At 59.0% G+C, this 8,660-nt stretch carries 9 protein-coding genes and 2 pseudogenes; 6 read left to right on the forward strand and 5 right to left on the reverse strand.

Going from position 1 to position 8,660, the window contains the following annotated elements:
- Positions 1–254: pseudogene (locus tag NKJ17_RS32855) on the forward strand (hypothetical protein); the annotation flags it as partial.
- Positions 255–550: 296 nt separating this feature from the next.
- On the opposite strand, the gene NKJ17_RS32860 reads toward NKJ17_RS32855, so the two are convergent.
- Entirely contained in the window at positions 551–721 is a 171-nt protein-coding gene (locus NKJ17_RS32860; RefSeq protein WP_352509299.1) for a hypothetical protein, read from the reverse strand.
- Positions 687–1,181 (reverse strand): hypothetical protein, encoded by a 495-nt coding sequence (locus NKJ17_RS32865; protein ID WP_352509297.1) that lies wholly within the window; start codon positions 1,179–1,181, stop codon positions 687–689. Before NKJ17_RS32865 ends, NKJ17_RS32860 begins: the two co-directional genes overlap by 35 nt.
- A 128-nt stretch (positions 1,182–1,309) precedes the next feature.
- Between NKJ17_RS32865 and NKJ17_RS32870 the strand changes: the two genes are divergently transcribed.
- The 4 genes and pseudogenes from NKJ17_RS32870 (at position 1,310) to NKJ17_RS32885 (ending at position 5,254) form a co-directional block, all read left to right on the forward strand.
- Positions 1,310–1,537 carry a hypothetical protein gene (locus NKJ17_RS32870; protein ID WP_352509296.1) on the forward strand — a complete coding sequence of 76 codons (228 nt, stop codon included), beginning with the start codon at positions 1,310–1,312 and terminating at the stop codon, positions 1,535–1,537.
- Positions 1,538–1,620: 83 nt separating this feature from the next.
- Positions 1,621–3,126, forward strand: a complete 1,506-nt coding sequence (locus tag NKJ17_RS32875) for an ATPase domain-containing protein (protein WP_352509295.1) — start codon at positions 1,621–1,623, stop codon at positions 3,124–3,126.
- On the forward strand, positions 3,123–4,166 hold the full coding sequence (locus NKJ17_RS32880; RefSeq protein WP_352509294.1) for a sensor histidine kinase: 1,044 nt from the start codon (positions 3,123–3,125) through the stop codon (positions 4,164–4,166). The genes NKJ17_RS32875 and NKJ17_RS32880 overlap by 4 nt, the downstream gene beginning before the upstream one ends.
- A gap of 790 nt (positions 4,167–4,956) precedes the next feature.
- Positions 4,957–5,254 (forward strand): annotated as a pseudogene (locus NKJ17_RS32885) (PRC-barrel domain containing protein).
- 170 nt (positions 5,255–5,424) lie between these two features.
- Here the strand turns inward: NKJ17_RS32885 and NKJ17_RS32890 are convergent.
- Entirely contained in the window at positions 5,425–5,589 is a 165-nt protein-coding gene (locus NKJ17_RS32890; RefSeq protein WP_352691857.1) for a hypothetical protein, read from the reverse strand.
- A 282-nt stretch (positions 5,590–5,871) separates the two neighbouring features.
- Here NKJ17_RS32890 and NKJ17_RS32895 point away from each other — a divergent pair, with 282 nt between their 5' ends.
- Positions 5,872–6,930 carry a YihY/virulence factor BrkB family protein gene (locus NKJ17_RS32895; protein WP_352509293.1) on the forward strand — a complete coding sequence of 353 codons (1,059 nt, stop codon included), beginning with the start codon at positions 5,872–5,874 and terminating at the stop codon, positions 6,928–6,930.
- A gap of 442 nt (positions 6,931–7,372) precedes the next feature.
- Here the strand turns inward: NKJ17_RS32895 and NKJ17_RS32900 are convergent, their stop codons facing one another.
- Complete coding sequence (locus NKJ17_RS32900) at positions 7,373–8,197, reverse strand: 5'-3' exonuclease (RefSeq protein ID WP_352691858.1); 825 nt, start codon at positions 8,195–8,197, stop codon at positions 7,373–7,375.
- On the reverse strand, positions 8,194–8,660 hold a 467-nt coding region (locus NKJ17_RS32905; protein WP_352691859.1), incomplete at its 5' end, for a hypothetical protein. The genes NKJ17_RS32900 and NKJ17_RS32905, both read right to left, overlap by 4 nt.

Here is an 8,660-nt window from a genome sequence, read left to right on the forward strand (position 1 = left end):
TCGGCCCCTACCGCGACAAGCTTCGTGACAGTGCCGAGGAAGTCTTTGAAGAAGGCGTGGAGCAAGCCAAGCAGGTCGCCGCCGAGGCATATGAGACTGTAAAGGAAGAGGCTGACCGACAGGGTTCCAGCGGCGACGCCGAGACGTTGGTCGACCGCGTCGAAAAAGTCGTGAAAAAGACGGCAAGCAAAACGGAGCAAGCCATTCGCGATCGTTTGGCGGAGTCGGACGAGCCTCCCAACACTTCGTCATAGCGGTAGCCGGTTTTCGAGGTGCGCTGGCGAAGCTGTTCTTGAGACTCTCTTCACGGCGACGGCATGCCTCAGGACTGATCTGGCATGCAACCTCGGCTTCCAGATTTGCTCCTGGCGAGGTATCGAGTTGCTGCTTCCGCGCGCTACGCCTGCCTTGCAAGAAGCGCCGCACAAACATCACTCACGACTTGCTGCAAGACATCGAAAGCATAGCCGATGTGAAGCCGCTCGAGCGGGGTGTGGTAGTCTCGTCCCCACGGGCCGATATTGATGGTAAGAATGTTGGCCAGCCCGCCTTATTTCGGCCAGCGAATGCCGTCGCGCCACATCGGCATGTTGCGGGCGACGACGTCGAGACTGGATGCGGTGGCCTCGCCAAAGAAGCTCATCTCGAGATGCCGGCGAAACAATCCGCACAGCCGATCGCCGAGATCATAGCGTGCGGTTGCGCCGGCTGCGATGTGCAAGGCAATCTCGCGCAACCTCGCCGCTGCCGGCCTGTCGGAAAGGTTCGTTGGCAGATAGGGTGTCGAGCCGAAGCGGGTGACGATTGCCGGTCCCGGCAAGCGGCTCAATCGCCATGCCTCTTCGGTAACCAGCAGGCATTGCTCGGGGCAGCGGGAGATCGCCCGCGCCAAGAGACGCGCCGACGGTGCCAAGCCTTGATGTTGTTACCGCATCGAGACGGTCCAGCAGTGCCTTGTAACGATGCAGCGGAATTGTTTCGACGAGATCGATCGCTGCGCTGCCGTGCTGGCAATGCCGGCGCTGCTTCAGTTCCGGCAGGCAGGCAAAAGCAGCATCGGCGCAAAGCCGGTCAATGCAATCAAGCACCTCGTCCGGGCTCCGTCGATAGCTCAGAACGTTAAAGCCGGCGAACGCCGTAGCCGGCGTCGTTACGTCATAGCGGGACTTGCCGTCGCGCATATTGAGCAAGCTCGGCGGTGTGCCCAGAAGGAATTGGGCATTATCGGTAAGCTCAGAGACCCATTCCACACGGGCCGCTATGGCAGCGGCAACAGTCGCGGCGTTCAGCCCATTCAGGAGAAACCGCTATGCGCGGGAACGCCGACGTGGGCCGTCGGAAGCAGCTTGCCGACCGTTCCAAGCGCGATGACGCAACCCTTGTTGCCGTCACCGTCGTCGGCGATCGCATCGAGATTGATCGCCGCCAGAATATGGAGCCCGCGCTCGCCAGCAATCGCTGGCAGCGCCTGCGCCGCCTTGCGCGCTCCGGCAGAATTGTTCTCACCGACACGAACGGCGTCGTGAGCAGTTTGTAGGGGAGGCTCTTGTCCTTATCCAGCGTAGTGCGGCCCTCTGGAACCATCAAAACTGACAATCGTTACGCTGTTCAGCAACGTACATGAGGGGCAACGTCAACGTGAACGAAGATGACGCCTCACCATTAGCGACCGGGGTAGAAGGCCTCGACTATGTTTTGCGCGGGGGTTATGCCAAATTTCGGTCACACCTCGTTGAGGGAAGGCCTGGTTCGGGCAAGACCACGCTCGGGCTTCAGTTCCTTATCAAGGGGGCCTCGCAAGGCGAAAACTGCCTCTATATTACGCTATCCGAAAGCAAGCGCGAACTCATATCCGTGGCAAGCAGGCACGGCTGGACTCTGGGCGGGATAGAAATTCTGGAACTCGTTCCTCCAGAACTCAGCCTTGATCCTTCCCAGCTGCAGACACTCGTGCATTCTTCTGACCTGGAACTCGGAGAGACCGTGCAGGCGGCCTTGGCTGAGATCGACCGTATTAAGCCACAGCGCGTCGTATTCGATTCGCTTTCAGAAATCCGGCTGCTCTCGCAGGGCTCACTACGCTACCGTCGGCAGGTCCTGGCGCTGAAAAGCTTCTTTCTGCTCAACCACGCGACGGTCTTGTTACTCGACGACCTCACGGCCGAGCAGGATGACCTCAACCTGCATTCGATCAGCCATGGCGTGATCCGCATGGAGCAATTGACTCCGATATACGGTGGCGAGCGGCGGCGCTTACGGGTGATCAAGATGCGTGGGGTGCAAATACGTGGCGGTTACCACGACTTCGTTATCCGACCGGGCGGGATCACGGTCTTTCCGCGACTGGTCGCCGCCGAGCACCCTGAAGCCGAGCACGGATCGCCGGCCTTAAGCGGACATGGCGTGGACGCTCTGCTCGGCGGCGGCCTCGATCGGGGCACAAGCACGCTCTTGATCGGCCCTTCAGGTGTGGGGAAGTCGACCATAGCCTGCTCCTACTGTCATGCAGCGCTCGGGCGCGGTGAGCGCGCCCTGGTTCTGCTGTTCGATGAGACTGACCGCATTTTCCTGGGACGTGCAGCTGGTCTCGGTATGGATCTCAAGCCCTTCCTGCAAGACGGAATGCTCCTGCTCGAACAGATCGACCCGGCGGACCTTTCACCCGGCGAATTGTCATCAAAGATTCAGTTCGCAGTCGAGCGGTTTGATGCCCGGATCGTAGTGATCGACAGCCTCACGGGATATCTGAATTCGATGTCCCAAGAGCAGCATCTTGTGCTGCAGATGCATGAAATTCTCACCTACCTCAACCAGAAGGGCATCGTCACGATCCTGCTGCTCGCCAATCACGGGCTGATCGGCCAGACGGCGGCCCCAATCGACATGACCTATCTGTCTGATGCAGTGATGTTGCTGAGGTTTTTCGAAAGTGGCGGTCGCATCCGGCGAGCGATTTCGGTGGTGAAGAGGCGGGTTGGTCCTCACGAGGACACGATCCGTGAATTCATGGTCAGCAGCCAGGGCATAGCTGTCGGCGAGCCGCTCGACCAATTCAGGGGAATACTTACAGGCGTGCCCTTTTTTGAGGGCAAACAAAGCGACCTGCTCGCTGACAAGAAGCCATGACGCCGAAAGAACCCGTCGTACTCGTGCTCGCCCCGGTTGGTCGAGACGCTCAGCTAGCGGCCTCGATCTTAGCAAAACACGGGATCGGCACACGCATCTGTGCCAATCTGGAAGAGGTTTTGGGGTTTCTCGACAGCGCACACTGCCTTGTCGTCGCCGAAGAGGCGCTCATCAATTCCGACCGGAGCCAATTCGCCGCCTGGCTGCGCAACCAACCTGCGTGGTCCGATTTTCCAGTGGTTCTTCTGGTCATGCGGGGAACAGAATTCGACAAGCGTCTTGCGTTTCTAGATCGGTATCTCATCGTTCTCGAAAGGCCTTTCCTGGCCTCAAGTCTGGCCAATTCGGTGAGGTCGGCGTTGCGTGCGCGTGCACGCCAGCTCGAGGTCAAGTCCCACCTCGAACAAAAACAGGAGGTCGCTGACCGTCAAAAGCTGTTGATCCTCGAGCTTCATCACCGGGTCAAAAACACCCTGGCCAATGTGCGAGCGATGATGGGAGCGACGGCCCGGTCCAGCGATAGCGTCGACAGCTTCGTGCGTGATTTCTCCGCAAGAATCGTGTCCCTTGCCAACACGCATTCAATGCTTACAGACGACTATTGGCAGACGGCCTCATTACAGAGATTGCTTGAGACGGAACTGAGCCACTACGAGATCTATGGCGAGCCGCGAATATCACTACGTGGTCCCAATGTGGCCCTCGTCGCCGACCTTGCGATACCTGTGGGCATGGCGTTTCATGAACTTGCCTCCAACTCAGCAAAATTCGGCGCCTTGTCGCGCCCGGAAGGCCGCCTCGATGTGCAATGGTGGATAGCGGATTCCGCAGGTGAGCAGATCCTGCATCTCCATTGGCAGGAGCGGAATGGTCCCATTGTGCAGCCGCCGAGTCGACGAGGCTTTGGAACGACATTGCTGGAAAGGGTCGTTACGGTGCAATGCAATGCGAAAATCGAAATGCATTACAATCCCGGCGGCCTGCGTCTCACTATGGCGTTGCCATTACGCGAAACGAGGCTCGTCCCAGCGTACTCCTGAGTACCTGACGAACGCGACGAAACAGCACGCAGCTGTGGCCGCAGTCGAAGCCACTGTAATCAAAGGGCCGGCTCCGCGACTTTCTTCAGCGGTTCGGGGCCACGATGCAGGTTGCGAGTTGGGGGCCCCCATTGCGGCCGCCAAGCCGCCGCCGCCTGGCTCTTTCACCTGACCTCGCGCGGCAGGATGTAGTGAGCTGGTCGGAGCCACACGTTACCGACAAAACGGCGCGACTACGCCGGCTTCCTGAGCTCCACCTGAACGCCGAGGCGGAACGCCTCACCATCTGCAAACGAGCGCGCGTAGCTCTCAGCTGTGAAAGGGACCGTGATCGTAGCGCCGTTGACCGTCACGCGAACCGACCACTCTTTCGTCCTCACGATTTCAACGGCATGTTGCTCATGGGGACCCATGCATTCCTCCCAGAATGGTACGTTGAAGAAGGGGGAGGATAGCCTCGCAAAACTCGTTCGCATGCAAATAATCCGACACCGCAAGGTCGAAATGTCAAAATAGCGCACAGTTGCCGCCGCGGCTCGGGCGCGTTTTTCAGGCGGTTAAGCAGGCAGGCCGACCTACTTCGGTGTTTGCAAGTCGAACCGCCACGACAGACGACCCCAAACCGGATGCTCGAACTCAACGCCAGCTCGTTTAGGGGATCGGCGACAGCCAAGGCGCCTGCCATATCCCCGCTCGGTGCCCATCCGCGAACGACACTCGTGAACGACGGTTCGGAACGGTTGGCCCTGTCGGGGGTTACCTCAGTCCAACCGGAGAGGAGCCTCCAAAAATGGACCACACCAATCCACGTACGGCTTTCGAGTTCTGAACTGCGCGCAGACGTTGTTGAGGGAGCCACCATCTACGGTCGCGACGATGAGGAAATCAGTTCAGTCGACCACATCCATGGAACGGGCGAGCATGCGCAGGTCGTCTTCGATGTTGGTGGGTTCCTCGGCATAGGCTCAAAGCGCGTGGCCTTATATGCAACTCAGCTCGATTTTATGCGGGACGAAGACGGCACCGTGCATGCTATCACACAAATGACGACCGAGCAGTTGAAGGCCCTGCCAGAGCATTTTGATTAAAATCAGCTTCGGTGGTCTCGACCGTCAGATATTGTCATGGGTGAAGGTCGATCCGAGTGCGAGCTCGCTTGCAGCGTCGGCGAAAGCATCGACCTGATCGTCAAATTATCCATTCGGAAACGAACAGACCTCATCGAGGGATGTTTCGTTCCAGCGGCCGCGCAAGAGCTTCACCTGGGCGGGGCAGGTTTTCCCGTGTCCTTGTCGCCTGAGACCGGAAGGACCTTCACGTCATGGCCGGCGCGTGTTTCACTTTCGTCTGGCTTGCCAGCCGAACCAGGGTCCTGCAGCATGGCGATCGTGACTTCGTGCGTCATGACGTTCTGGAAACGCATCCACGATTTCAAAGTCGCTGCTGTGGAACAGGCCGCCGGACATGGCGCCAGCCGGTGCTGATACCGGCCGGAACGATGTGGTCAGATAGCCCCTCGAGGCGAGACAGGACAGCCCTACTCCGGCCCTCGGAAGCGGTCGTGAGTCAGAGTCGGGGCAGTGTCGTTGTTAGATGGCCGGTATTTCTGCAGCTGGCGGATGATTATTTGCGAGCGCAGGTCTGCACCTGCATCTATTGGCGCGCCTAAACGTTGCCGTCGAGGAAGATGCGACGGACTGCAGTCATGTCGAACAACAAAGCCGAAGATTCCAACGAAAACCAAATGCAACTGGAGCGGCGGGCTGGACAAGCAGACAAAGAGGGCCGCGGACGCAATGCCGAACGGCCATCGCAAATTTCCGGCCGCGGCTGGAGGGATGTACTGTGGCGGGTGTTCGCTGAGGTAATGGAGGACCGCGTCATGTTGATCGCGGCCGGAGCCACGTTCTACCTGCTTCTTGCCCTGTTTCCAGCGCTTGCCGCCTTCGTGTCCATTTACGGCTTCGTCGCCGATCCTCAGACGGTCGCCGAGCACATTTCATTCCTTGGCGGCATACTGCCTTCGGGCGGTTTGGATCTTATCAGATCGCAACTTAACTCATTGGCCGCTCAGAACACTAGCACGCTCAGCTTTGGGTTTATCTTCGGTCTCGCGGTCGCACTGTGGAGCGCCAACAGCGGCATCAAGACGCTGTTTGAAGCAATGAACATCGCTTACGAGGAGACTGAAAAGCGCGGCTTTATCCATCTGAATCTCCTGGCCTTGGGATTCACCCTTGGCGCCATCCTCATTGGCATCGGCCTTATCATCTCGGTCGGGATCGTACCCGCAATGCTTGCGCTGGTGAACCTCGGCGGCTGGACGGAAACCCTTGTGCGGATCTTGCGGTGGCCGGTTTTGCTGATCATGGTCGGAATCGGAATTACGCTGATCTACCGCTACGGCCCTAGCCGCGAAAAGGCAAAGTGGCGATGGGCCACATGGGGGGCATTCCTCTCGGCTGTGGTTTGGATCGCAGTCTCGGTGGGTTTCTCTTTTTATCTTGAGAACTTCGCTAACTACAACGCGACCTACGGAGCCCTGGGGGCGGTCATCGGCTTGATGATGTGGACCTGGATTTCCGTGATCATCCTGATTGTAGGTGCGGAGCTGAATGCTGAGATGGAGCATCAGACAGTCAAGGACACCACCACAGGTGCGCAGCAACCGATGGGGGCGCGAGGTGCCACGGTCGCGGACACGCTGGGCGGATCGGCCGATGCCGCCAACAAGCAGTCACGTTTGGACGAGCGCAAAACCTAGCGCCTTACTGTGCATCTGCTGCAACTTCGCTTGGCGCCAATGACGGTCTTAGATGGCCGTCACCTTACAGGCCTATCGAGCATATATGAGGTTGTCTTGTATCTTCCCATCACGGGAAAGGCAAAGCAGGGTTCAGATGCTGCTCCCTCTTACTGAGGGCGCGCCCACGGAGCGACCGAGCGGCTTCGTCACCGCCGAGCTATACCACTCAGCGGGGCACGACCCGGACGCGACCGCCTTGTATCTAGGTCGTAGGTGCGTAGGTGTGACACGCTTTGCCATTGAACGTGAATCGACAACTCAGATGCTACGTGAGCGCCTGTCACCCGCCGGAACGTTGGGCTGAGTTCTTCAAGACTGTTGCCGCGCCTACCGTGCCCCTGTGCGATTGGGGAATCGGCGCTGGCCTTCCAAAGGCCGCTTCCAGACCTCGCGTCCGAAGTCAGTTACGGGGAGCTTTAAGCGCACGTGCGAGGAGCCGGGCATCATTTAGCTGGATTACGCACGTCTCGAACGCATTGGTCGGGCCGCGCCAGCGCAGCTCTTCGACATTCTCAAAAAGCCGAGCGTCCGTACGCAGCGTGGCGAGATTCTTGAACAAAAGTGCGAGCTCTCTACGCCGGCCGAGGGCTTCAGGCGGAAAGCTTTCAAGAGGGCCATAGCGGCCAAGCAGCCGGGCGGCCGACACCAGGCCGATGCCCTCGAGACCCGGGTAGCCATCCGCGGCATCACCGACGAGCGCTAGGAAATCTGGAATCAGAGCCGGCTCAACTCCGAACTTCTCGCGTACGCCGGTGGCATCGCGAATTTTCTGGGTCCTTCGGTCTACCTGGACCACATGGTCACCTCGCACGCACTGCGCGAGATCCTTGTCCGGCGTCCAGATGCATACCTTCTGCACGCGCTCATCGGCAGCCGCGCTCCGTGCCGCGGATGCCAGCGCGTCGTCGGCTTCTAGGTCGATCATCGGCCAGACCGCCACTCCCATGGCCGCCAGGGCTTTCTCAAGAGGATGGAACTGCGCGAGCAATGCCGGCTCGATGGCATCCCCGGTCTTGTAGCCGGGCCAGAGCTGATTTCTGAACGACTCGATTACATGATCTGTCGCTACCCCAATGTGTGTGGCGCCATTCTCGATCATCTCCAGCAGGGTGTTCAGCACGCCAACGACGGCGCCAAACGGCCTGTCTTGGCCGTTGTTGAACCGGCGTTGGCCATAGAAGTGGCGAAACAACTCGTATGTGCCGTCTACTAAATGAACGATCATCTCAATCCTTGAGGAAGCGCCAGGCCGTGCCCGTACGCCCGCCTCAAGCCATGTCTCTTATCGCAGCAGCTTACCTTCAAGTCACAGGTGCGCGCACTACTATATGGTAGCCCGCTGCGACAGCCCTTTGACAACAACAACGATCTGCGCGTGGCGCTGAACACGTCCTCGACCGAGAAGCGCTCGTCAAGACTGTCCTTGGAAGCTACGGCAAGGTCGGCAATGACACGCCGGCAAATGCAGCCCAATCCTTTGTTTGCGCCGACATTGAGCAGCGTGTCTAGGATCCGGACAAGGCCGCATTCCATTACCGGAATCAGCACATGGCGCATTCGCAACCGGCCTTTACGAGCAGCCCTCCCCTCGGCGGCGGCGAGTCTGAGCGGCCCGAGACATAGGTGACGATTTGTACCGGACACATAGGTAACACTTTTCGGTTTTTGCCGGGAGGTGTTGATGCCGT

The sequence above is a fragment of the Mesorhizobium sp. M0208 genome (assembly GCF_040322015.1).
Lineage (GTDB): Bacteria > Pseudomonadota > Alphaproteobacteria > Rhizobiales > Rhizobiaceae > Mesorhizobium.